Raw genomic sequence first — 23,103 nt, 5'->3', positions numbered from 1 at the left:
GCGCCCGCTCGTGCACCTCGTCCGCGGCCAGCGCCACCACCCCCGTCGCCGTCTCCAGCAGCGCGGGCCGGTGCGTGACCATGACCACCGTCCGGTGCGCGGCCAGCCGGCCCAGGGCGGCCACCACCAGCCGCTCCGCCTCCGCGTCGAGCCCCGACGTCGGCTCGTCCAGCAGCACGATCGGCGCATCGGCCAGCAGGGCGCGGGCGATCCCCACCCGCTGGCGCTGCCCGCCCGACAGCCCGCCGCCGCAGTCGCCGAGCCGGGTGCCGAGGCCGTCGGGGAAGCCGTCGGTGAACGCCGTGACCAGCGCCGCCTCGGCGGCCGCCCGCACCTCGTGCGGTCCCGCGTCCGGCCGTGAGTAGCGGATGTTGTCGGCGATGGTCCCGGCGAACAGGAACGTCTCCTGGAGCACGGCCGTGACCTGGCGGCGCAGCCACTCCTCCGGCAGGTCGCCCGTCGCCGTCCCGTCGATGCGCACCGTGCCGCACGTGGGCCGGTACAGGCCCGCGACCAGCGCGAGCGCGGTCGACTTGCCCGCACCGTTGGGGCCGGTCAGCGCGATCCGCTCGCCCGCGCCGATGCTGAGGTCGAGGCGGTGCAGCGCGGGACGGTCCCCGTAGCGCATCGACACCCCCTCGAAGTCGATGCGGCCGCTCGCGCGGGCGGACAGGCCCGGGGGAACGGCCCGCGGCGGCCGCCGCAACGGGCACGGCTCCCGGAGGATCTCGGCGATGCGCCCGGCCGAGGCGCGGCCCTGCGCGAACGTTCCGGAGAGCTTGGACAGGGCCCGCAGCGGAGCCACCATGCCCGTCAGATAGCTGAGCGCGACCACGAGGTGGCCGGTGCTCCACCACCCGCGCAGCACCCCCACGCCGCCCACCCACAGCAGGGCCGCCGTGCCGACCGCCGTCGCCGACTCCAGCAGCGGCGCCCGGCGGGCCTGGACGTCGGCGGCCTCCAGCCCCGCGTCGAGCAACCCCCGGCTCCGCGCCGCGAACTCCCGGTCGTGCGCCTGGTGGCGGCCGAAGGCGTGCACCGTCCGGATGCCCTGCAGGGCCTCGGCTACCAGCCCGGTCAGCTCGCCCTCCGCCTCCCTGCGCCGCCGGGCGGCGAGCCGGCCGCGCCGCCGGTTGCGGACGCCGAGGAGCAGGACCAGGGGGATGGCAGCCACCCCGATCAGGCCGAACCGCCAGTCGAGCAGGAGCAGCGCGGCCGCGTAGCCCGTGACGGAGAGGACGCCGGGGAAGAGCACCGAACAGAACGCGACGAGGCTGTCCTTGATGTTCCCGCAGTCGGTGATCACCCGGCTCGTGGACTCGCCCACGGTCTGCCGGTCGTGGTAGCTGAGCGGCAGGCGCTGCAGGTGGGCGAAGGTCTCGCAGCGGATCGCCACGCTCATCCGCTCGCCCACGCCGTTCATGGTCCGGTCGCCCGCGTAGTCGAACACCGCGGACACCAGGGCCACCAGCACCACGAGCGCGGCGGCCGTGGTGAGCATGGCCGTCGCGTCCCGCCCGAAGGCGTCGAGCAGCGAGCCGAGGGGGTTGTGCGAGCCGTCCGCGCCCAGCACCCGGTCCACGACGGCGGCGACCGGCCACGGCGTCACCAGGTCGGCGGCCATCTCGCACAGCCGCATGCCGACCCCGAGGGCGAGCAGCCGCCGGTGCGGGGTGCCGAACCCGCGGAAGAACCACAGCATGTGGCGGTTCGCCGTGGACGGGTCCTTCATCAGCGCTCCCAGCGGACGGCGTCAGCCGCCCTCATGGTCGCCGCAGCCCGCCGCGGCGGGCAATCCGGCGCGCTGCCGTGCGGCGAAGTGACTGCGGAATGCGTAGGCGCAGGACGGGCCCCGGCTTCCGCCGTTCCGGCCTCCGGCGCGCAGCGGCTCCACTAACGTCGGCCGGGTGCGCAGTCGCCTGTACGCCGCAGCAGTCGTGGCCGCCCTCGCCCTGACGGCCTGCAGCAGTTCCGAGGGGCAGCGGCCCCCGGGGCCGTCCGACGCCCGGGCGGGAGCGCGCGCCGACGGCGCGGAGTTGCTCTACCGCGGCAAGGGGCACACGAGCGCGCAGAACCCGGCCTTCTCGCCGGACGGCGGTTCCGTCCTCTTCACGCTCTTCGCGGGCGGATACAACGAGGGCGCCGCCGCGCTGCGCGTGCTCTCCCTGCGCGGCGGCGCGCAGAGCCGTCCCGGCACGCTGCTCGACGAGACCGACCGGGCGGCCGTGAACCTGCCCGGCTCCAGCTGGCACCCCTCGGCCGGGGTGACCTTCGCCTCGGACCGGGAGGGCGGGCGGGACGAGGTGTGGGTGATGCCGCCGGGCGGCCGGCCCGCCCGGGTCACCCGGCACGGCGGCGACTCCGGCTATCTGGAGCCCAGCTTCTCGCCGGACGGCGCGTGGATCGTGTTCCAGGAGAGCCGGGAGAGCGGGACGGAGGAGGAAGGGGCGGAACCGGCGGACGGCGGCAGCGTGCTCGGCTCCCTGTGGAAGGTCAGACGGGACGGCAGCGGACGGACCCGGCTCCTGGACGGCCCCGCCACCGGCACGGACAACCGCCAGCCCAACTGGTCGCCCAAGGGCGACCGCCTGGTCTTCCAGCGGCGCGAGCGCGGCGGCCACGACTGGGCGCTGTTCGTGATGAACGCCGACGGCAGCGGCCTGCGGCGGCTCACCGGCGCCGCCGGTGAGCACACCGACCCCAGCTGGTCGCCCGACGGCCGGCAGGTGGTCTTCTCCTCCACCGCCGGCGGCCTGGAGGTGCCCCAGATCTTCGTGGTCCCGGTGGACGGCGGCCGCCCCGTCCGGGTGACCAGGAACGACGGCTCCTACGACGGCGCGCCGAGCTGGTCGCCGGACGGGCGGTGGATCGCTTTCGAGTCCCACCCGGGGGACGAGGACCGGCCGACGGCACTGTGGCGGATCCCCGCCCCCGGAACGGACGGGCCGTAGCCCCGGGGGCTCAGGCGGTGGTGGTGACCGTCAGCAGGGAGTACTGGCCGACGGTCAGGGACACCGTGGCGGTGGTGCCCGCCACCTGCCAGGCGACCGGCTGCGGGGCCGGCGAGGCACCGTCCGGGGAGCTCACCGTGGCGGACAGCACCCGCTTGCCCGCGGGCAGCTCCAGGGCGACGGAGCAGGCGGCCGGCGTGGTCTTGAAGGCGGCCGGGGCGTCACCGAAGCAGGTGAAGTTGACCAGCTGGACGACGGTGTCGTCGCCGAGCCGGCTCACCTCCATGTGGATGCGGCGGTCGCCGGCGAGCCGCACCGAGGGCGGCGCGGCCGCGAGGACGGGAGCCAGGATCCGGTCGGCGCTCGCCTGGTCGGTGCCGGTGAGGTAGCTGAGGCCGGCCAGGTTCTTGACGTACCAGCACGTACCGGAGCCGAATCGATTCTGCTTGGTGGCGGGCAGCGGGTCGCCCTTGCGGAACCCCAGCACGTCGGCCAGTGCGTACTCGCTGCGGGCCGTGCCCAGGCCGTCGAGGGCGGTGGGCGCCGGACCGGTGATCACGACCGTCCCGCCGCCCGCCACGTACTCCCGCAGGATCGCGGCCTCGCCGTCCGAGACGGCCTGCAGATTCGGCAGCATCAGCACGCGGTACGGGGCCAGGTCGGCGGCCTCCAGCTGCGGGCTCGTGACGGTCGCGAAGGGGACGTGGGCGTACACCAGCGCCTTGACCGTGCCGCGGAACTCGCCCAGCCACGCCTGCTCGGCGCAGCTCTCCTCGGCGCTGCCCCCGGCCCACCAGTCCGTGACCCCGGAGGGCACCTTGGTGTTGGCGTACATCCCCGTACCGGCGGCGGGGCTGACGAAGTCCCGGGAGGCGGAGGAGTGGTAGACGCCGACCTCGGCCGCGGGCACGGCGTTGTAGAGCTTCTCCTGGTTGGCCGCGACGAAGGCGTACATGCGGGTGCGCATCGCCTTGTCGGTGCTCACGTCCTTGAACGGGCTCTTGACCTCGTACGGATTGCAGCCGGCCGCCAGCAGCTCGGCCATCACCAGCGACGCGTCGTCGGCCTTCCAGCCGTAGGAGAACGCCCACGCGGGCTTCGCCCCGCTCGCGGCCCGCGCGTACTTGTACATCGAGATCAGGCAGGTCCAGTCGGTCGCCGTGGCGTGGCGCATCCCGTCGTAGTTGCCGAGGATGTCCACCTCCCAGACGTGGCTCACGCCCTCCGCCTTGCGCAGGTACGCCCCGTCGAGGCCGACCAGCGTGGCGTACTGGTAGTCCATGCTGACCGTCTCGACGAAGGTCACCAGGCCGGGGTTGACCGAGCGGCCGGCGGCGGCGATGTCGAGCTGCCACTGGTTGAGGTTGCGGTGGCGCCATTCCACGTAGCGGCGGAAGGGCAGGCTCGTGAAGTCGTCCTTGGCCGGGAGGGCGAGGCCGGTGTCCGCCTTGAAGGCGTCCGCCGCCCAGGTGGAGCCGTCGCACCAGCTCATGGCGCCGTCGAAGTAGATCGGCACGTCCGGCCAGATCGCGTCCACGCCCGTGGCGGCGAGGGCCTTGATGCGGCCGAGGTAGTAGTCGCGCCAGGGGGAGTTGGGGCTGAGCCAGCAGCTCTCGTCCCCCGGGTCGACCCAGACGACCAGGCTGCCGTAGAAGACGTTGGGCTTGCCGTCGAGGGAGCGCTGCACCCAGGACTTGCCCTCGCCGTCCTTGTAGAAGGACGGGCCCTTCTCGCCGCCGACGCTGATGAGCTCCAGCGACGGGTAGTACATGACGACGCGGATCCCGGCGGCGTGCGCCAGCTCCGTGAAGCTCTTGACCTTGCCCATGTGCTCGGTGAACTCCGCGGGCGTCAGCCAGTTCGACAGGATCGTGTCGAGCTCGATCACATTGACGTTCTGCGCCTTGAGCGCGGTGATCACCGGCTTCATGTCGCGCAGCGGATCGGCGTCCTCGTCGAACGTGCCGTCGGCCAGCCTGGCGAAGCGGCTCCACTCGGGGAAGAGCCCCTGCCGGGCCGCGGCCGGCGCCCAGGCGGGCTCGGCGCCCGGGCCGGAGGGGCCGGGGAGGCGGGGGAGGAGCTGGGAGGCCAGCGCGCCGCCGCTCACTCCCAGGCCCGTCCGTAACAGGGCTCTCCGGCTGAATCTTCGCATTCCGCTCATGGGTGTCCCCTCGCATTCACGACTTCACGACTTCACGGCGGTGTGGCGGGGTCTGCACGGTGCCCGCAAAGTCTGCCCGATCACCTCCGCGCCGGCGGACGGATTCCGGTTAAGGCGTGCCCGCCCGGGCGCTCGTCCGGGTGCCCGTCCGCCATCGGGGGCGCGCATCTGCCATCAGATGGAAATTGGCCCGATATCGCTCCCGTACGGAGTAGCCGGGGCGGCACCCCTCCGGCAGGCGGTTAACAGAGTCTCCAGACGACTGAACCGCGAGGAGTGCAGGCATGGCTGAAGTGAAGCTGACCGCCGAGACGCGCACCGAGTTCGGCAAGGGTGCCGCCCGTCGCATCCGCAGGGACGACAAGGTCCCCGGGGTCATCTACGGGCACGGCTCCGAGCCGCGGCACGTGGCGCTGGACGGGCACGCCCTGCTGCTCGCCTTGAGGACTCCGAACGTACTGATCCGCCTGGACATCGACGGCAAGAAGGAACTCGTCATCCCCAAGGCCGTCCAGCGGGAGGCCCTGCGCGGCTTCCTCACCCACGTTGACCTGCTGATCGTCAAGAAGGGCGAGAAGGTCACCGTGGACATCCCGATCCACACCGAGGGCGAGCTCGCGCCCGGCGGCAACCTGCTGGAGTACATCCTCAACGCCCTCCCGGTCGAGGCCGAGGCCACGCACATCCCGGAGGGCGTCACGATCTCCATCGAAGGCCTGGAGGCCGGCCACACCATCCACGCCAAGGACATCCCGCTGCCGCGCGGCACCAGCCTCGCCGTGGACGGCGAGGACGCCGTCCTGCAGATCGTCGCGGCGCAGACCGAGCCCGAGGAGGAAGAGGAGGAGGAAGAGGAAGGCGAGGAGGCGGCGGCCGCCGCCGAGGGGGCCGAGGAGGGGGAGGCCGCACCCGAGGGCGAGAGCAGCAGCTGAGCCGCCGGCTCCTGTTCCGGCCCCGGGCCCGCCTCGGCACCGGCCCCGGCCCGGGAGCGGGAAGGGGAACGGGTCCGCGGCGGAAGGGAGCCGCCCGCCGCGGACCGTGCGTCAGACCTCGCGCGGCAGGGGCGTGATGACGCCGAAGGCCGCCCCGAACTGGTCGGTCAGCCAGGCGATCCGGCCCACGTCCGGTACGTCCGTGGCCGGTGCGACCACCGATCCGCCGCTCTCCTGCGCCTTCGCGACGGTCGCGTCGGTGTCCGTCACCAGGAAGTACGGGATCCAGCGGGACTCCCTGCTCTCACCGTCCCCCTCACCCGGCGCGGGCGCGATACCGCCGAACGGCGCGTCGGGCCCGCTGCTGCCCGCCGTGGAAATCAGTGTGTACATGCCGGTGCTGAACTCCTTCTCCTCCGCGCCCCACCCGAAGAGGGAGCGGTAGAAGGCCGCGGCCGCCGCCGGGTCCGCGGTGTGGAGCTCGACCCAGAGCAGGGTGCCGGGCTCGCACACCCTCTCCAGGCCCTTGACGGCACCCGGCTGCCAGAGGGAGAACTCCGCGCCGCCCGGGTCGGTGAGACAGGCCAGCCGGCCGGCGTCCATCACGTCGGCCGGCGGGACCCGCACCCTGCCGCCCGCCTGCTCGGCCGCCTTGGCGGTGGCATCGGCGTCGGGGGTCTGGAAGTACACCGTCCACGCCGGGCTCGCTCCCTCTTCGGTCAGCGGACCGAGCGCCGCGACGCTCTTGCCGTCCTGCTGGAAGAAGGCGTAGCCGCCCGCGTCGGGCCCGGCGGACTGCACGTCCCAGCCGAAGACCCGGCCGTAGAACTCGGCGGACCCGGCCGTGTCCGGGCTGCCGAGGTCGAGCCAGTTGGGTGATCCGGTCACGAAATCTGTGCTGAGCATGGTGGGTGCCCCTTCGACGGATACGTGTGAGGGGCCCGGCGCCGCGGGCGCGGCGCACGGCCTCCCCCGACGCGTCTCAGTCTTCCACCGCGGCGGGGGCCCCGCGCGACGCCGTGGCCAAGGCCCACCGGCGTACGGGGTCGCGGCCCGGCGCGATGCGGGGCGGTCGGCGGCCCGAGCGGACGCCGGTGCAGTAATGCCGGAGCCCGGCCCCGTCCTGCGGGCCCTGCGAACGCCGCTCTCAGTGCCGGGCGTTGACGAAGCCGGTCGCACAGGCGCAGCGGCCGGGGCTGCGGCCGCGACCGAGGAGCGGACACGGGACCTCCCGGAACACGAGGGGGGAAGCGCTGGGCAGGGAGCGCCGCGCAAGTGACGCGCACCCGGTCGTGCAGGTGTTCCCGTCTCGTCGGCGTGACGCAATGCCGCGCCCACCGGCGAGTGATTCCGCCGGATGGATCAACGGCCGTGGATATCTGGAGGCACCGTCCCGTCACCACGAAAGGACTCCCGTGCGTATCCGCCGCGCCCTGGGCACCGCTGTGTCCGCCCTGCTGCTCACCACCCTCGCCGCCTCACCCGAGGCGCACGCCGCGAACGGCACGCTGACAGTGGACTACTCCCGCTGCAAAGCGGGCACCGGCATCACCGGGGTGGCCTGCCTCCGCGAGGCCGTGAGCAGGCGGGAGAAGGACCCGCAGGACGGCAAGTGCTACAGCCTGCTCACCGAGAACCGGGCCAAGATCCGCCGGCTCTCCAACGGCACCAGCCGCACCCTGGTCTACTTCACCGACCGCCACTGCACGCGGCGCGCGGGCACCCTCGGCGCGGGCCGTCACCTGACGAATCCGCCGGTGCGCAGCGTGCAGTACCCGATCTGACGCACGCGGGCGGGAGCGGGCCGGGCCGGGCCGCTCCCGCCTTCCGGTACGGTCCGGGAGGATGGGTCCCATGGTCACGATCACCTTTGTCCGGGGAAACATCACCCAGCAGCACGTCGACGCCGTCGTCAACGCGGCGAACTCCTCGCTCCTCGGGGGAGGCGGCGTCGACGGCGCCATCCACCGCGCGGGCGGCCCCGCGATCCTCAGCGCCTGCCGCGACCTGCGCGCCTCCCACTACGGCAAGGGCCTCCCCACCGGCCGGGCCGTGGCCACCACGGCGGGCGACCTCCCCGCGGACTGGGTGATCCACACGGTGGGCCCGGTGTTCTCGCAGGAGGAGGACCGCTCGGACCTGCTGGCGTCCTGTCACCGCGAGTCCCTCCGCGTCGCGGACGAACTGGGCGCGAAGACGGTCGCCTTCCCCGCCATCTCGACGGGCGTCTACCGCTGGCCGATCGAGGACGCGGCCCGCATCGCGGTCGAGACGGTGAGGCGGACGGAGACGTCCGTCGAGGAAGTCCGCTTCGTGCTCTTCGACGAGAAGGCGTACGAGGCATTCGCCTCGCAGGTGAGCTGATGTGCTCCCCCCCCCGTTGAGAGTGTTTGCCCAGCCCGAGCCCCTTACGCAGCCGCTGGGATGCCACCACGTCTTGAGGCTGCGGTATCGGGGTAGCGAAGCCGCCGAGGGCGTGCAACCCCAGGGCCTGGTCGACGGCCGCCTCGGCGGGGCCGGTCGGACGTCTGCGAAAACGCCCGGACTCGCTGCTGGGAGACCGCGGCTACGAATACCCAGCGCGGCGATGTCGACCACCATCGAGTCCACGGCTGGCCGTTCGATGACGGTGCGCGCATCGCGCTCCGGACGATCCGAGCGGCTCCGAGGTGGGGAAGGAAGTCCGTCGGCGAACGGCGTACGGGACTTCGCTGCGGCATCGCAGCGACTCTGTGCTTCACGGCGCAGGATGTGCCGGGCTCCCTCCGCGCCCGGCGACCGGGCCGGGTGCCCGGCACTCCGCTTTCGGACATTACGTGGCCGGGCGGTGGCCAGTGGTGATCACCGGTGCCGGTCAGGTTCGGTCTTCGCGATGCGGCCCTGGCCACAGGCCTTCGCGGGCGGCGTGACCGGTCCGGGACCCGCTCCGACGAACGTGTCGGCCCACTGCCGTACCGCCCGTTGGTACGGGACGGTGTTGGTGGCCAGGTTCAGGTCGTGGCCCGCCCCGGGCTGAACGTATGTGGACAGGCAGGCCGCAGGTCCGAAGTACGGGTCCTCCTGGGCCTTGAGCGCCGCCGAGCCGGCACAGTTGCCACTCCGGGAGTCGCAGAAGAAGTGGTCCTGGTCGCCGACGGCCACCAGGACCGGGCGCTGGATCCGGCGGGAGTACGGCAGGAGTCCGGCCACGCCGAGACCGTCGGCCGCCTCCGTGGGGCTGAACACGTCCTTGGTGGCCTCATCCGTGGCGAGCACCGCCGGGTCGGTGGTCGCGGGGGCGTAGAAGTCGGGGCCCCGGGTGCCGGGCCTCGTGGTCAGATACCCCGGGTCGTAGGGTTTTCCGGCGAATGCCGGGTCCAGGGCCGCGGGGTGGAAGGACGAGACGAAGATGTTGACGACTTGCGGGACGACGATCCGGTGGGTGATGCCTGTGAGCACCACGGCGTCCGCGTCGTTGTAGGTGCCCGCTTCGAGGACGCTGATCAGGGAGCCGAGCGAATGGCCGCCGAGGATGACCTTGTGGAAGTCCGTGCCGCCGATCCGCCCGCCGCGCAGGGCCTGGATCACCTGGTGCACGGCCCCGGCCTGGACGGACGCGGTGAGCAGGGCGCTGGGCGGGCGTGAGCTCGCGCCGGTTCCGAGCCGGTCCACGACGAAGGTGGCGTAGCCGGCACGGTTCATGGCCTGGCGGAAGTTGTACGTCTCGGGCTGGTACGGGAAGTCCCAGTAGGTGTGGTTGTACGTCGCGCCGGGCACCAGCACCATCGCCGTGTCGGCCGTACCACCCGCGGGCACGCACAGGGTGCCGTGCATCACCGCCGACACCACACCGGTGACGGGGACGTCGGCGCCCTGGCACGAGGCCGACGCTGCCTGCGCTGCCCCGCTGGGCACGCACACCGCCAGCAGCGCGGCCAGCCCGAGAGCAAACCGCGCTCGGACGGCTTTTCGAAGTCGGGGGAGTCTCAACGTGCCTCCACATTCCGCAGTACGGCAGCCGAAGGCTGCCGACCTGAGCCGAAGACAGAAGCATGCTGGCCACAGGTCTGCCCTACCAGTCGCCCGAACTAGTGGTTTATCACTGGTTGTTGGAGGAGAGATGCGCTCGGTGGACGGCTGGCTCGTTCCGGCCGTTGATGTGAGCAACTGGCTGCGGCCGGATACGCCGGCCAGTGCGGAAGTGACACGTGACTTTCTCCGCTTCACCAGCCCGCGTTCAGTTGACCACCGACCGCCTCGTTCTCCGGCCCTGGACCATGGCCGAGGCTACGGCCGTCCTCGGCGATACCGGGTCGGCCGATCGGGCGGACGGCTTCCCCGCCGAAGGCGACCGTGTCATCGCAGGCACCTTCGGCCGGTACCCCGCCTGGCTCGGCGAGCACGGCCCCACCGTCTGATCATCGAGCATGACAGCGGCCTGGTGGTCGGCTCGCTCGGCCTGTTCTGGCCGCCCGGGGAGAGAACGGTCGAGATCGGGTACTCGGTCCGCGTGCTGGAGAAGGCCGGCTTCCATCGGTGGACCACCGAGGAGAACATTGCCCGGTTCAGGCTCACGAGCCCGGACCGCCGCCTGAGCTGACCCCTTTCGGCCTCCTGGAGGCGATGCCCGCGCGGACGGCTTCCACCTTGCAGCGGAGGTGCTCGGCGAAGGAAATCTCGCCGCCTTCCTGCGGAACACGGTCACCATGGGATGCGCTGGCGCGGCAGGACGCCGAACGGCCGGGCACCGCGGCCCGGGAGCCGGCCGTGGCCCTTCTCGCTCACCGCCTGTGCGAGGCGACGGTGGCCGCCACGATGCGGAGCCGGCGACTGGACCCCACGTAGCGGCGAGCCCGCGGCGGTGGCTCATCCTGGGTTGAATGAGGCATGGTGGCGTTGTGGGCCGGGACGAAAACGAGGACGAAGCCGTCTCAGACCCGGGTGATGATCACTGTGGTGGGGCCGGAGGCGGAGGTGAGGCCCTGGGGGGTCAGGCAGGCGGCTTGATGGGAGGCGAGCAGGGTTACCTCGGTGACGACTGACGCTCCCTTGAACGCGCCGTCGGTGATGGTTCCCCTGCTCACGGTGACGATGTTTCCGTTCGGGCGTACGGCTGCCAGGCTACGGATCGAGGCGGTCGACGTCGTGTCGCCGTGGTGGGGGGACGCCTTCCCCTTTCCCTTGCCGTCGCCCCAGTGGAACGTAAGGGTGCCGCTCGCGGGGCCCAGGAGGCAGGACAAGGTGCCGGCGGAGTCTCCGCCGAAGGTCGCGGAGGTGAACCTGCTGTCCGTCGAGAGAGGGCATCCGACGACCGCCCGGGACGTGACGGAGGTGACCTTCGGCGCGAAGATGAGCCCCGGTGAGTAGGAGGCGGCTACGGTGCCGGCGCACACCAGAAGAGCGCCGGCCGGCTCGTCGTCGGCATGGGCCGTCTGCGTCGTGGGCGTGAGCGCCGCCGCCATGATGGCGACCGCCGCGGCAAGTCTGCGGGCTTTGCGCGGTCCTGTGGTGTTCACGTGGTCCCCTTCCTCGGTCCCTGGTTCTCAGGTGCGGTGGATGCTGACGGTGACGGTGCTCTGCTGGTGGTCCGCCGCCGTGTAGACGCGGCCTTCGTTACCGACTCCGAAGGAGGCCAGGTCCACCAGGCTGCGGGTCAGGTGGGCCCCCTCGACGCGGACCTCCGCGACCCCCGGGCAGGCGTCCAGCACGGCGGTGCCCAGGTGGTGGAAGGTGTGCTGGCTGGAGCGGCTGGTGTGCTCGCTGAAGGCCTTGACGACGGCCTGTTCGGCACGGGCACGGCACTTGCCGTGGTTGGTGTCCGTCCCGGAGTGCCGCCAGGTCACGTTCATCCGGGCGCCGAAGACCCGGTCGGTGAGGGTCTGCGTGGTGGTGTAGGCGTTGCGGGCGAAGCCAGTGAACGTCGCGCCGCCGGTCGCGAAGAGTTCCATGTTCAGCAGGCTGCTGCGTACGACGGGTTCGCCATGGCGGGGGAGTGTGAGGTGTGTGTGATCCTGGTGGCGGGTGAGTGCGGAGAAGTGCTGGGCTGTGGACGTCGGCCGGTCGGACGGGAGCGGGGTGAACTCGGAGGAGGTCAGGTGCACATCGGCGGTCAGGACGCACCGGTCGGCGGTGAGGAAGTGCTCGGCAATCGCGAACGCATAGGTCTCCGGCTCTGACGTCGTGTGCTGGGTACCGAGTGCCAGTACGGAGTTGCTGATCGAACTCACGGGGATCAGGCGGGTGTTGTCTCCGTCCCGGTAGACCTCGGGGTGGCCCATCAGCAGGCGGACGTCTGCCCGGAACCGGCGTACCCGCTGCTGCGGCCCGGACCGGTCCACGAGGAGGAATTCGATTCCGCATTCGCCGTAGGCGTGATCGCCGATGGAATGGCCCATCGTTCTCCGTTCGGCTGGACGAGGCGTGCGCGAACGTGCCGCGGTCACCTTGGCAGGAGCCGCTCGGGCGGTCAATGGGCCACATGAAATTAGGAAAATCCTACCGGCGGTGATCTGGTCGGCCCGGGCCGAGCCGGTCTGGACACGTGCGGTGCCGGATGCCAGCCTGGACCGGTCAACGGGAGGACGGACGAAGGAATTCACCGTATGGCCGACGTCACGCCCTTGCCCGATGCGATTCAGGTCGCCGTGGTCGGAGGCGGGCCCGTCGGTTTGCAGCTGGCCGGGGAACTGGGCCTTCGGGGTATCAGCTGTGTCGTGCTCGAACAGGACGTCCGGCCGCCGCAGGCGACACGTGCACTTGTCCTGCATTCCCGGACCCTGGAATTCCTCGACATGCGCGGAATCGCCGAGCCATTCGTCGCCCACGGCCACCGCTACTGGCACTACCCCCTCGGTGCCGAAGGGGCGATCGCGCCTTTCGCCGCACTGAACAGCTCATTTCCGTATGCTCTCGCTCTTCCTCAGCACCGGACCACAGCGCTGCTGGAGGAGTACGCCCTCAAAAACGGCGCACTCATCGCGCGCGGGACGGAAGTCATCGGAATGCGGCAGGACGAGGGAAGCGCCGAGCTGACCGTCCGGCGTTCGGGGCACGTGCGGCGAATACGTGCCGCCTACATCGCCGGATGCGACGGCGCCCGGAGTGTTGTGCGCCGGCTGTCGGGCATAGCCGCGTCGCGCACCGTGCACCCCTATGACGTCATCTCGGTCGACGCGCGGCTCGACTTCGATCCGCAGCAGCCCTGGAGCCGCTGGGGGCTGGACGGCATGGTGCTGCTCCTGCCGTTCGGCGACGGGCGCTGGCGCGTCATCCTCTACCCCTACCGTTGCCCCGAGGCCTACGACGCACAGGCCGACGCCCCTGATGCCTCCTGGGTCCAGGAGATGCTGTGCCGGATCGCGGGCCGTGAGCTCGCGCTGCGCGAGGTCGAGTGGCTCAGCCGCTATCGCTGCGAGCACCGCCACGCGGCCCGGTACCGGGGCCACCGCGTCGTGCTCGTGGGTGATGCCGCCCACGTCCACCCGCCCACCGGCGGCCAGGGCCTCAACACCGGCCTGGCCGACGCCATGAGCCTGGGGTGGCGCCTCGCCGCATCGGTCACCGATCCTCGCCACGAGGCGCTGCTGGACGCCTACGCCGAGGAACGGCGCCGCTCCGCCACCCACGTCATGCGGCTCACCGCCGCCATGCTCCACTTCAACGCGCTGCCCTCGCCCTGGGGCCACGCGCTGCGCGCCGCCGTCCTGACCGCCCTTCGCCCGCCCCTCCCGCGACGACGCCTCGCGGCGCGCCTGGCCGGCCTGCCAGGGAGCGCCACGCGGCGCGGCACGCGCATCCGGAGCGGCGCGGCAGCCCCTGACGTGCCGCTGCTGACCACGGCGACCACCGCCCCCAGAAGGCTGTTCGAGGCCCTCAGGGCAGGCCATCACGTGCACCTGACCCCCGTCCGAGGCACGCCGGACGCTCGAGCACCGGGCATCACGCTGCCCATGGTGACCGTTCGGTCCGCGGCCTTTCGGCAGCCGTGCATCGTCCGTCCGGACGGCCACTACCTGTGAGTCCCGGCCCACCTGACGACGACCGGGCCCGGACAGCGGTGCCCGGCCGCGTGCCGTGCCTCGCCCCCTTCGCCTGCTACGCGGCGCTGCTCTGCGGGGCGCTCGCCATCGCCTCGGTCACGGCGGCCGTGCCCGCGGTCGCGGCCGACCTGGAGATGGCGCCTGCCCAGAGCCAGTGGTTCGCTGCCGCTTATCAACTCGCCTGCGGTCCCCTGCAACTGGCTGTGGGCCACTTCGCCGATCAGTACGGTGCGCGCCGCATCCTGCTCGTCGCCCTGGCCACCTTCGCCGCAGCAAGCCTGCTGGCCGCTGCAGCCACCGCCGCCGCCGTCCTCATTGCGGCCCGACTGGTCCAGGGCGCCGGTGGTGCTGCCCTCTCTCCCGTCAGCCTCGCCCTTCTGCTCACCCTGCGCCGGAGAACGGAAAACGAGCCGCATGCCGTTGCGGGATGGGTCTCCACCGCCGCGGCAGCCTCCTGCCTCGGGCCGGTACTGGGTGGCCTGCTCACCAGCCTGATCGGCTGGAGGGCGGTCTTCGGCGCCCTCACCCTCCTCGCGGCCATCAGTGCGGGCTGCGCCCTTCACGCACTCGGCGAACCCGGACCCTCGACGACGCCGCCCCGGCACCCCATGGACATCGCCGGAATCACCTTGTGCACTGCGGTCGCCATTACTGTGCTGATCACGCTGACCGCTCCGACGGTCACCGCTTCCGCACCGGCGCAGGCATCGACCGGGCTGCTGACCGTCACACTGATCGGCCTTCTCGTCCTCCGGACGCGACGTGCCCCTCAGGGCGCCCTGGACGCCGGGCTGCTGCGGCAGGCCGTCACGCGCCGAGCGCTGCTCGTCCTGCCGGCGCTCTTCGGCGCGAACTCCGCCTTCACGTTCCTCACCTACTTCACCCTCACCCGCGTATACGGTCTGAGCCCGCTCTCGGCGGCGCTCATCGCCCTGCCTGCCGCAGCCCCCGCCGTCCTCACCGCCCGCCTGGCCGCCAAGCGGACCGGTGAACACCGAGACGGCACACGGCTCATGCGTACCGGGCTTCTGTGCATCGCGGCCGGCATGCTCATCAGTGGCTCCGGACAGCGGCATCCCACGCCCCTGTGGCTGCTCAGCGGCGCATGCGCCTTCGTGGGGAGCGGCCTGGGCCTGGCCAACGGCTCCGCCATGACCGTCGTCAGCCGCAGCCGCAGCCGCACGTCACACCGCACCGCGCAAGCGGCGGCAACGGCGACAACCTTCGCCATGCTCGGTGGCGCGACGGGGCCGGCGGCGGCAGGAGCCGCGCTCGCCCTGGCCGGGCATCCTCCCCACGCCTGCGGGGCATCGACCTGCGACGCGCTCGGCACGACACTGGGCACTCAACTAGCGCTTTCTCTCCTGGGTTTGCTCACTGCTGCCTCGGCTTTCGTACTCACCGGGCGGCGACACGAACGGAGGAGGCAACGGTAACGAGGCGTGCGCGGCGAACGGCCCTCCCACCCGTTACGACCGGTCGCGGGCCGGACTGCCCGTGGCCGAGGCGGGCGCCCTGGTCATGGAACACCCGGCGAGCCGGCGGCTGCGCGCGGTGCAGATGCCGGCGCTGTACCGTTCCGGCCGCCAGGCCTAGGCCCTGGGCGTGTACGAGGACACCCGGCGCTACCTCTGCACCGAACTCGGCCACCTGCCGCCCGCGGAAGGCGCCCCCGGCGCCGAATTCGCCGCGCTGCACCAGCGGATCCTGCGCTCGGACCCCACCCTGCGCCTGCCCACGGCGCAGTGTTCAAGCCCCTGTCCGGCTTCAAGGGCCGGGCGTCCTGGCCGTGGTCGCGGGGGACCCCGCCCTTCCGGCGGGGACTTCCGTGCCAACATGACCGCCGGCGGCACGGTGCTCGCCACCGACCTCGACGAGAACGACCTGCGGATCGCGGAACGCATCGGACCGAGCCTGCGCGCCGACGGGCTGTACCTGGCCGGCATCGACGTCATCGGCGGCCGGCTCACCGAGGTCAACGTCACCGGCATGGCGGGTCCGCCCCAGCTCGACGACCTGACCGGCGAACGTCATGACCTGCGGATCGTCCAATGGCCGGAGGACAGGAGCGAGCACCTGCAAAAGGGCCGGAGCGCGCGTTCGTGATCACACCGGGACACGGGCGCACCTTTCGCCGGTGCGCGCCGGTGCGGCGATCGGCGCCGATGCCGCCGGGGGCCGTTCGATATGTACCTTCAAGTCATCACACCGATCGGATTCGGTCAGCACAATCCCACAAGAAGTCTCGCCGACTTCTAGTGGATGCGGCTCTTCCGCACCTCGTGAAGCTCCCTAAGGATCGGGGGGCATCCGGAAGCGGCTAGTCCGCTTCTTTCGCTCCACACCCCGATGAGGACCCATGCCGGCCCCGTTCGCCTTCCACGCCGCCTCCTGCTGCCGACGGAGATTCACCGAGGAGGTCCTGGACAGTTGAGATTCCGGATCGGTCGCCCGAGCAGCACGCCCACACGCCCGGCCCCGGAGTACCGGGAGTACCCGCAGTACCAGGAATACCCGGATTACTCGGAGTACCCGCAGTACTCGGAATACCAGGAGTACCCCGAGCCGGTCCACGCCGGTCACGGCGTCCATGCCGGCCATGGTGTCCATGCTGGCCACGCCGTAGACGCCGACCACGGCGTCCAGGCCGAGCCCGCCGAAGAGCCGGCGGCCGTCGAAGCGCCCTTGTCCGACCACGAGATATCCCTCATCAGGACGTCCCTTTCGGTGGTCGAGCCCCACGCGGGGGAAATCACGGTCTACTTCTACGCAGTCCTGTTCGCCCGTTACCCCGAAGTCCGCTCGATGTTCCCGGACGGGATGGACACCCAGCGCGACCGCCTCCTGCGCGCGCTGCTGCGCATCGTGGATCTGGTCGACGACCCCGAGAACCTCGTCCGTTTCTGCGGACACCTCGGCCGCGATCACCGCAAGTTCGGTACGCAGGCCGCGCATTTCCCGGCCGTGGGCGAATGCCTCCTCGCCACGCTGGCCCGGTACGCCGGTTCCGCGTGGACCCCGGAGATCGCCGCCGCCTGGACGAAGGCGTACGGCACGGTCGCGCAGGTCATGATCAGTGCGGCCGAGGAGGACGAGGCGATACGGCCCGCCGTATGGCCCGCGACGGTCGTGCACCGCGTCTCGCGCGGCCACGGCATCGCCGAGATCACCGTACGTCCCCAGATGCCCTACGAGTACGCCGCAGGCCAGTACGTGAGCATCGAGACTCCGTGGTGGCCGAAACGCTGGCGCTACTACTCCGTCGCCAACGCGCCCCGCGAGGACGGCACTCTCACCTTTCACGTGCGCGCCGTGCCCGGCGGCTCGGTCAGCGAGGCGCTGGTGCACCGGGCGGTGGTGGGCGACGTCATCCGGCTCGGCCCCCCGATGGGTGACATGGTCCTGGACGCGGCCGACCAGGACGAACTGGTCTTCGTGGCCGGGGGCACCGGTCTCGCCCCGGTCCGCGCGCTCATCGAAGAGGTCGCCCGCCGAGGGGGATACCGGCAGGTCCACGTGTTCGTCGGTGCCCGGACCGGGGCCGAGCTGTACGGGGTCGACGACATGCTGAGGATGGCCCAGCGGCACCACTGGCTGACCATCAAGGGCGCGGTCTCCGACGAGTACATTCCCGGGATCCGCGGCTCCCTCCCCGACGTCCTGGCCGACTACGGGCCCTGGTACGAGCACGACGTCTTCCTCAGCGGCCCGGCCCCGATGGTCGCCTCCGCCAAGGAGATGCTCACCCTCAGCGGCACCCGGCCCGGCCGCATCCACCACGACCCCTTCGAGACTCCCGTCCTGTCCGTCCCCTGACTCCCGTCCGGTCCGCTCCCCGAGCCGTGCCTCCCCTCCGCATCCGACCTGTCACCCGCCAGGAGACCCCTTCGTGACCATGCCTCCGCCGCCCTTCGGATCAGCGGGTGAACACCAGCTGCAGCAGCACATGGGCACCGCGGACCGCGCCGCCCGGTTCTACGACCAGCAGGTGCGTCGCCATCTCACGCCGGAGATGCAGGAATTCATCGGGCGCCAGGCCATGGTCTTCCTGGCCACCGCGGACTCCCACGGGGAGTGCGACGCCAGCTTCCGGGCGGGGCCGCCGGGCTTCGTCCACGTGATCGACGCCCAGACCCTCGCCTATCCCGAATTCCGCGGCAACGGTGTGCTGGCCAGCGCGGGCAACATGGTCGAGAACCCTCACCTCGGCATGCTCTTCGTGGACTTCACCCACCACCATGTGGGGCTCCACGTCAACGGCGTCGCCCACCTGTACCACGACAGCGATCTCCGCCGCCTCCGCCCCGGCCTGCCCACCGACGTCGCACCCGGCCGCAGTCCGGAAATGTGGGTGCACCTCACCGTCGAGGAGGCCTATATCCACTGCTCCAAGTACATACCCCACCTGGTGCCGGCGCCCCGTCCCGCCGGCCGCGACGTCTCCCGCCCCAAGGACTCGGACTACTTCACCCGGCCCCGCGCGGCCTACTGAGGCACGTGGGGGCCCGCGCCGTGCAGCCGGCGTCTTCGCCGGGTTCCGGTGAGCGGCTCCGCCGCCCGCCGGCCGTCAGCACAAACGGGTGTGGCGGCAGATGATCCGGCCGCCGCCGTGGGAACCGCCGGACGAGCCGCCGGAGCCGCCGGAGTCGCCCAGGCGGGGAATCCCGTCGGGGAAGGCGGTGTTGCGGTCGCGGTCGCCGGGGAAGGGGTCGCGGTAGTCCGGATCGCGGTCGCCGTCCCGGTCCGGCAGGTCCACGGACGTGCCGGTTCCCCGGTCGGGCTCCGGGCAGCCGTTGTCCTTGGACGACAGGTAGAGCGTCACCCGTGCGCCGCTCTCGACCTTCGCGCCCTCGGCCGGGTCGTGCGCGCACACCCGCCAGTCGTCGTACTCGCCTTCGTCGGGCAGCTTGTCGTTGCGGTACGCCTTGCGCGCCTCGATGCGGCCGGCGGGGACCCCCAGGGCGACGACCTCCGCCCGGGCCGTCCGCCACGTCTTCCACACCAGCTCGGGCATCGTGGGCCACGGTATGGGCTGCCCGTCCGTCTTCGGGCACGGGGCGTCCTTCGGCACGACGCCGAAGTCGAGCACGGGCTTCATGCCGAGCGGCGGGCCGGCCTCCTGGAAGCAGACGGTCCACGTCGTACGGCCCCGGATGAACTTGTTCTTCTCGGACGCATCGTGGGAGTTCACGATGAAACCGGCCTTCCGGGCCTTTCCATAGGCGACGTCCAGATTCTGGCCGCGGTAATCGGCGGCCGGCGGTCGCGTCGGCTCCGCGGTGCGCGTCCTGGCGGAGGCGGCCGCCGCGCCGGGCGTCACGCCGCGGGACTGCTTCGTCCCGGCCGCTTTCGCGTCCGCCGCGCTGCCCTGCGCACTGTCCTTCTGCAGGTCGGGCATGACGGCGCCCAGTACGGCCACGGCGGCGACCGCCGTCGCGGCCTTCCGGCGCTTCGACCAGGGCTTGCGCTGCCGGGGTGCGCCCTCCGGGTCGTGCGGGGGATCGGACGGTGCCGGGGTGGTCTGCGGGCCAGGCATGGCGACGCCCTTCGAATTCGTGCAATTGTGCGGGCGTATCGTACACAGCCCGCAGCGGTCGCCGGCCCCGGCCCCGGGGGACGGGGGCTCGGGCGGCTCGTGGGGTTCGGGGCCTGCCGGGCTCAGGAGCCGGAGACGAAGTGCAGGGCCGCGATGGCCGCCGCGAGCACTCCGGCCAGCACGGTGATCAGGGCCGAGGACGTCAGCAGGTAGGTGCTCCCGAGGCTCGCCGTCGCGCCGTTGACGAGCGCCACGACCTCCGTGGGGCTCGGGTGGCGCTTCGGGCCGGCGGGGCCGGTGCCGTCGGGGTGCTGCGTGCCGGTGCGGCGGCTCATGGGGGCCTCTCCTCCATCGGGGCTGTTATCGAAGAAGGGGCGGAAAGCGCCCGTCCCGTGCAAGTCCCGTCCCGTGCAAGTCCCGTCCCGTGTAACACCCGTCCCGTGCAAGTCCCGTGGCCGACGGCTGCCGAAGAGCGGCCCCGGCGTCCTTTGCACGCCATCGCCTTCTCAGGGACCTATAAGGGTGTGAAACGACCCGGAGGAGGTGGCTGCGTGAGCCCCCGAGGAGATCACGGGGCCGTACCCCCTGAGTTGCCGGTTTTCGCCGCTTTCTTCAGGGTGGAGTACCCACGAGTCGTGCACAGCCTGATGAGAGCCGGGGCGACCTATGAGGAAGCCGAGGACGCGGCGCAGGACGCCATGCAGGAGCTCCTGCGCACATGGCCGGGGTGCAAGAGCCCCGCGGGCTGGGTCCGGACGGTCGCCTGGCACGCGTATTGCAAGAAGGCCGAGCGCAATCGCAGGCGACTCGCTCTGGAATCACGGAGCGCGCGCCTGTCGGCAACGGCGTCACCGGACCGCGCCGAACCGGACGAGCACGCAAAGGTGCTGGAGATCCTGCACGGTCTCCCGCCCCGGCAGGGACAGGTCCTGGCCCTGCACCTGGACGGGTACTCCGCGCAGGAAACCGCTGAACTCCTCGGCGTGAAGGCGAGCACCGTCCGCAGCAACCTGCGGCACGCGATCGCCACGTTGCGCAGCCTGCTGGACAACTACGAGGAACAAGAAGGAGGTCCGCGTGTCCGCAAGTGATGAGCGGGGTCTCGCAACACGCAGGGCCCGGCCGAAGGCCGCCGGAGATGCCGCGCCGTGCGTGCATCCGGCCTTCGAGCGTTTTCTCCGGACCGTCCGGGCCGACATCGAAAGCCGGCTCACACCGGCCGCGGTGGAGGAGCGCCTGCAACGGCTCGTCGGGGCCGCGACGGGTGCGGTACCGGACGCGGGCCCCGCACGGACGGCCGGCGTCTCCGGCTTCGCGTCCCAGGCCGCCTGGGCCGCCTACGGCTATCACGTCGTCCACCTCTGGCTGCTGGCCGTCGCGACGGCGGGCCGCCCCGGTGTCCGTCTCCACCGGGACGACGTCGACGCGCTGGCGGTGGAGACGGCGGCGCGGGCGCTGAACAGCTTCCGCGAGGGAGCGCAGCAGCCGGTTCCGGAACCGCGGGACGCCGTACCGGAGTTGAAGGCTGCTTTCCTCACCGAGTGCGTCCGGCACCTGCCCTACGTCGACCGGAGCCGCCATCTCATGCCCGAGCAGGACTCCTTCGACGAGTTCGAGGACACGGACGCGTCCGGTCTGGTGGGCGTGCTGTGGGACTGCGCGACCACCGGGCAGGCCGGGGAGCTGCGTCGCGTGGCCGGAGACGACGAGGAGGCGGGCGGCACCGAAGAGATCGTCACCTTGACGCCCATCGCCATCCGCGCCGCGGCCCAGCGGTACCCGGAGGGAGTGCCCCCGGACCGATGGCCTGATCTCCTCTCCTGATCTCCTCTCCTGATCGCACCACCGGACGCAGGTGACATCTCATGAACGCGAACGACGGGAAAGTGCGGCAGGTGCTGCGGCGTTCGTGCGAGCTCGACCACGGGCACTACGCGGTCGGCGTCGAACTCCAGCCGTACAAACTCACGGGGGTCGTCGTCGGGGCCGACGGTGTGGTCATGGCCCGCACCCGTCGGCACCTCACGGTCATGGAGCCGGCGGAGGTGGTGCAGCGCGTGGCCGAGATGGCGGGGCGTCTGATGGACGACAGACTCGGCTGCGCCTTTCCCCGGGAAAGGGTGTGCGTCGGGGTCCAGGTGGGCGGCCCCGTCGATCCGGACACGGGAACGGTCCTCCACCTCGTCAACGGCCCCGACGACCACCGGCACGAGAAGCCCCCGCCGTACGAGTGGGTGGACGTCCCCCTCGGCGCGGAGCTCGCCTTCAAGGTGGGCTGCGCCACGTCGGTGGAGAACGACGCGCACGCCTTCGCGGCGTACGAGCAGAGCCTCGGCGTGGGCAGCACGAGCGCGACGTTCGGGGTCGTCCTCGTCCGCGACGGCGTGGGTGCCGGAATGGTCGTGCGGGGCGAACGGATCTCCGTCCCGATGGAGTTCGGGCACCTCCAGGTCTGGCAGCGGGGCCGGATCTGCGATTGCGGCATGCGGGGGTGCATCGAGAGCCAGGTCGGGAACCGGGCCCTGACCGCCGTGGTCAAAGAGCTGACCGGGCGGGAACTGGACGGGCTGGAGGCGGCGATCGCGCTCGCCGACAGCACGGACCCGCAGGCGCGCCAGGCGGCGGCGGCATTCCGCAAGGCCGGGACATCGATCGCCCGTGGCATCGCCACCTTGCTCACCACGTTCGGCCCGGCCCATGTGGTGATCTACGCGGCGGAGGACCTCATCAGCGGCGGGCCGGGGCGCCGGGCGGCGAACTCCTTCCTCCACGCGATGAGGAAGTTTCCCGCGCACACGTTCCACATCAGCAGGGACTGTCACATCGTCACCAAGCCGCTGGATGCCGTCCGTGGTGCGCACGGCGCCGCGCTGATCGCGCTGCAGAGTTGTTTCGGCGTCCGGCTCCGACCCCGGTAGGTAGGAGTGTCCCCCATGCGCCCACGGATCCACGACGACGGCCGGCTCGCCATCGGACTCGACATCGGAGGCACGAAGATCGCAGCAGGAGTGGCCGACGCGGGAGGCCGCATCGTCGAACGGGTCCCGGCCGTGCCGTGCCCCTCGGACCAGGCGGCCATCCTGAAGGCCGTTTCCGTCCTGGTCGAAGAACTGCACGCCCGGCATCCCGGGACCGCCGCCGTCGGTGCCGGAGCGGCGGGCCTCGTCCACTGGCCCGAAGGCCGCATCCGGACCGCTCCCAACACCGCCTACCGCGATCTGCCGCTGCGCCGCCTGCTCCAGGAGGCCACCGGGCTGCCGGCCCTCGTCGACAACGATGCCAACGCCGCCTGCTGGGCGGAGTACCGCAAGGGGAACAGCGCCGCCTACATGGCGTTCATCACCGTGGGCACCGGCGTCGGCGGCGGCCTCGTCCTGGCGGACCGCCTCTTCCGCGGCCGCACCGGAATCGCCATGGAGTTCGGGCACACGATCGTCGACCCGCACGGCACCGAGCGCTGCGGCTGCGGCGTCGTCGGCTGCCTCGAACCCCTGGCCTCCGGGCG

General features: G+C 71.8%; 23 protein-coding genes. 15 read left to right on the top strand and 8 right to left on the bottom strand.

What is annotated here, in order from left to right; translation table 11 throughout:
- On the bottom strand, positions 1–1,732 hold a 1,732-nt coding region (locus V7793_RS14305; RefSeq protein ID WP_336006599.1), incomplete at its 3' end, for an ABC transporter ATP-binding protein.
- Positions 1,733–1,907: 175 nt separating this feature from the next.
- On the opposite strand from V7793_RS14305, the gene V7793_RS14300 reads away from it, so the two are divergent.
- Positions 1,908–2,951: a TolB family protein gene (locus V7793_RS14300; RefSeq protein ID WP_336006596.1), complete on the top strand. Its 1,044-nt coding sequence runs from the start codon at positions 1,908–1,910 to the stop codon at positions 2,949–2,951.
- A 10-nt stretch (positions 2,952–2,961) separates the two neighbouring features.
- Here the strand turns inward: V7793_RS14300 and V7793_RS14295 are convergent, their stop codons facing one another.
- The gene (locus V7793_RS14295) at positions 2,962–5,112 is read right to left on the bottom strand and encodes a hypothetical protein (RefSeq protein WP_336006592.1); all 2,151 of its coding nucleotides are present in this window, start codon (positions 5,110–5,112) and stop codon (positions 2,962–2,964) included.
- A gap of 284 nt (positions 5,113–5,396) precedes the next feature.
- On the opposite strand from V7793_RS14295, the gene V7793_RS14290 reads away from it, so the two are divergent.
- Entirely contained in the window at positions 5,397–6,044 is a 648-nt protein-coding gene (locus V7793_RS14290; RefSeq protein ID WP_336006589.1) for a 50S ribosomal protein L25/general stress protein Ctc, read from the top strand.
- Between the two features lie 111 nt (positions 6,045–6,155).
- Here the strand turns inward: V7793_RS14290 and V7793_RS14285 are convergent, their stop codons facing one another.
- Positions 6,156–6,950 (bottom strand): VOC family protein, encoded by a 795-nt coding sequence (locus tag V7793_RS14285; protein ID WP_336006586.1) that lies wholly within the window; start codon positions 6,948–6,950, stop codon positions 6,156–6,158.
- A 509-nt stretch (positions 6,951–7,459) separates the two neighbouring features.
- Here V7793_RS14285 and V7793_RS14280 point away from each other — a divergent pair.
- Both V7793_RS14280 and V7793_RS14275 read left to right on the top strand, forming a co-directional pair.
- Complete coding sequence (locus tag V7793_RS14280; protein WP_168096471.1) at positions 7,460–7,828, top strand: hypothetical protein; 369 nt, start codon at positions 7,460–7,462, stop codon at positions 7,826–7,828.
- A gap of 70 nt (positions 7,829–7,898) precedes the next feature.
- Positions 7,899–8,408: an O-acetyl-ADP-ribose deacetylase gene (locus V7793_RS14275; protein WP_336006581.1), complete on the top strand. Its 510-nt coding sequence runs from the start codon at positions 7,899–7,901 to the stop codon at positions 8,406–8,408.
- A gap of 477 nt (positions 8,409–8,885) precedes the next feature.
- On the opposite strand, the gene V7793_RS14270 is transcribed toward V7793_RS14275, so the two are convergent.
- Positions 8,886–9,938: an alpha/beta fold hydrolase gene (locus V7793_RS14270; protein ID WP_336006576.1), complete on the bottom strand. Its 1,053-nt coding sequence runs from the start codon at positions 9,936–9,938 to the stop codon at positions 8,886–8,888.
- Between the two features lie 326 nt (positions 9,939–10,264).
- On the opposite strand from V7793_RS14270, the gene V7793_RS14265 reads away from it, so the two are divergent.
- Together V7793_RS14265 and V7793_RS14260 are read left to right on the top strand one after the other, a co-directional pair.
- A complete protein-coding gene (locus tag V7793_RS14265; RefSeq protein WP_336006573.1) occupies positions 10,265–10,441 on the top strand; it encodes a hypothetical protein in 177 nt (58 codons plus the stop codon).
- 23 nt (positions 10,442–10,464) lie between these two features.
- Positions 10,465–10,623 carry a hypothetical protein gene (locus tag V7793_RS14260; RefSeq protein WP_336006570.1) on the top strand — a complete coding sequence of 53 codons (159 nt, stop codon included), beginning with the start codon at positions 10,465–10,467 and terminating at the stop codon, positions 10,621–10,623.
- Positions 10,624–10,954: 331 nt separating this feature from the next.
- Here the strand turns inward: V7793_RS14260 and V7793_RS14255 are convergent, their stop codons facing one another.
- Together V7793_RS14255 and V7793_RS14250 are read right to left on the bottom strand one after the other, a co-directional pair.
- Complete coding sequence (locus V7793_RS14255; protein WP_336006565.1) at positions 10,955–11,539, bottom strand: hypothetical protein; 585 nt, start codon at positions 11,537–11,539, stop codon at positions 10,955–10,957.
- Between the two features lie 27 nt (positions 11,540–11,566).
- Complete coding sequence (locus V7793_RS14250; RefSeq protein WP_336006561.1) at positions 11,567–12,418, bottom strand: hypothetical protein; 852 nt, start codon at positions 12,416–12,418, stop codon at positions 11,567–11,569.
- Between the two features lie 207 nt (positions 12,419–12,625).
- On the opposite strand from V7793_RS14250, the gene V7793_RS14245 reads away from it, so the two are divergent.
- The 5 genes from V7793_RS14245 to V7793_RS14225 all read left to right on the top strand — a co-directional run bounded on the left by V7793_RS14245 (position 12,626) and on the right by V7793_RS14225 (position 18,554).
- The gene (locus tag V7793_RS14245; RefSeq protein WP_336006558.1) at positions 12,626–14,041 is read left to right on the top strand and encodes an FAD-dependent monooxygenase; all 1,416 of its coding nucleotides are present in this window, start codon (positions 12,626–12,628) and stop codon (positions 14,039–14,041) included.
- A gap of 50 nt (positions 14,042–14,091) precedes the next feature.
- Complete coding sequence (locus tag V7793_RS14240) at positions 14,092–15,498, top strand: MFS transporter (protein WP_336006555.1); 1,407 nt, start codon at positions 14,092–14,094, stop codon at positions 15,496–15,498.
- A 169-nt stretch (positions 15,499–15,667) separates the two neighbouring features.
- Positions 15,668–16,168, top strand: a complete 501-nt coding sequence (locus tag V7793_RS14235) for a hypothetical protein (protein ID WP_336006553.1) — start codon at positions 15,668–15,670, stop codon at positions 16,166–16,168.
- Positions 16,169–16,492: 324 nt separating this feature from the next.
- The gene (locus V7793_RS14230; RefSeq protein WP_336006550.1) at positions 16,493–17,878 is read left to right on the top strand and encodes a globin domain-containing protein; all 1,386 of its coding nucleotides are present in this window, start codon (positions 16,493–16,495) and stop codon (positions 17,876–17,878) included.
- A 79-nt stretch (positions 17,879–17,957) separates the two neighbouring features.
- Entirely contained in the window at positions 17,958–18,554 is a 597-nt protein-coding gene (locus V7793_RS14225; RefSeq protein WP_336006602.1) for a pyridoxamine 5'-phosphate oxidase family protein, read from the top strand.
- A gap of 75 nt (positions 18,555–18,629) precedes the next feature.
- On the opposite strand, the gene V7793_RS14220 is transcribed toward V7793_RS14225, so the two are convergent.
- Both V7793_RS14220 and V7793_RS14215 read right to left on the bottom strand, forming a co-directional pair.
- Positions 18,630–19,598, bottom strand: a complete 969-nt coding sequence (locus V7793_RS14220) for a PASTA domain-containing protein (protein ID WP_336006544.1) — start codon at positions 19,596–19,598, stop codon at positions 18,630–18,632.
- A gap of 122 nt (positions 19,599–19,720) precedes the next feature.
- Complete coding sequence (locus V7793_RS14215) at positions 19,721–19,933, bottom strand: hypothetical protein (RefSeq protein WP_336006604.1); 213 nt, start codon at positions 19,931–19,933, stop codon at positions 19,721–19,723.
- Here V7793_RS14215 and V7793_RS14210 point away from each other — a divergent pair.
- From V7793_RS14210 to V7793_RS14195, 4 genes are all read left to right on the top strand, one after another.
- A complete protein-coding gene (locus V7793_RS14210; protein ID WP_336006540.1) occupies positions 19,871–20,689 on the top strand; it encodes an RNA polymerase sigma factor in 819 nt (272 codons plus the stop codon). The two genes, V7793_RS14215 and V7793_RS14210, sit on opposite strands and share 63 nt — an antisense overlap.
- A complete protein-coding gene (locus tag V7793_RS14205) occupies positions 20,676–21,422 on the top strand; it encodes a hypothetical protein (RefSeq protein ID WP_336006536.1) in 747 nt (248 codons plus the stop codon). The genes V7793_RS14210 and V7793_RS14205 overlap by 14 nt, the downstream gene beginning before the upstream one ends.
- Before the next feature lie 41 nt (positions 21,423–21,463).
- Entirely contained in the window at positions 21,464–22,516 is a 1,053-nt protein-coding gene (locus V7793_RS14200; protein WP_336006533.1) for an ROK family protein, read from the top strand.
- 15 nt (positions 22,517–22,531) lie between these two features.
- Positions 22,532–23,103 (top strand): ROK family protein (locus V7793_RS14195; RefSeq protein ID WP_336006530.1); only part of this gene is annotated, 572 nt, incomplete at its 3' end.

Source organism: Streptomyces sp. KLMMK (assembly GCF_036961605.1).
Classification (GTDB): domain Bacteria; phylum Actinomycetota; class Actinomycetes; order Streptomycetales; family Streptomycetaceae; genus Streptomyces; species Streptomyces telluris.
This window is presented reverse-complemented; position numbering and strand designations above follow the sequence as displayed.

Excerpts from the sequence above, each read along its gene's own strand:
- V7793_RS14295 (WP_336006592.1), bottom strand. The coding sequence starts at position 5,112 with ATGAGCGGAATGCGAAGATTCAGCCGGAGAGCCCTGTTACGGACGGGC.
- V7793_RS14215 (WP_336006604.1), bottom strand. The coding sequence starts at position 19,933 with ATGAGCCGCCGCACCGGCACGCAGCACCCCGACGGCACCGGCCCCGCC.
- V7793_RS14225 (WP_336006602.1), top strand. The coding sequence starts at position 17,958 with ATGCCTCCGCCGCCCTTCGGATCAGCGGGTGAACACCAGCTGCAGCAG.
- V7793_RS14290 (WP_336006589.1), top strand. The coding sequence starts at position 5,397 with ATGGCTGAAGTGAAGCTGACCGCCGAGACGCGCACCGAGTTCGGCAAG.
- V7793_RS14250 (WP_336006561.1), bottom strand. The coding sequence starts at position 12,418 with ATGGGCCATTCCATCGGCGATCACGCCTACGGCGAATGCGGAATCGAA.
- V7793_RS14220 (WP_336006544.1), bottom strand. The coding sequence starts at position 19,598 with ATGCCTGGCCCGCAGACCACCCCGGCACCGTCCGATCCCCCGCACGAC.
- V7793_RS14285 (WP_336006586.1), bottom strand. The coding sequence starts at position 6,950 with ATGCTCAGCACAGATTTCGTGACCGGATCACCCAACTGGCTCGACCTC.
- V7793_RS14245 (WP_336006558.1), top strand. The coding sequence starts at position 12,626 with ATGGCCGACGTCACGCCCTTGCCCGATGCGATTCAGGTCGCCGTGGTC.
- V7793_RS14275 (WP_336006581.1), top strand. The coding sequence starts at position 7,899 with ATGGTCACGATCACCTTTGTCCGGGGAAACATCACCCAGCAGCACGTC.
- V7793_RS14200 (WP_336006533.1), top strand. The coding sequence starts at position 21,464 with ATGAACGCGAACGACGGGAAAGTGCGGCAGGTGCTGCGGCGTTCGTGC.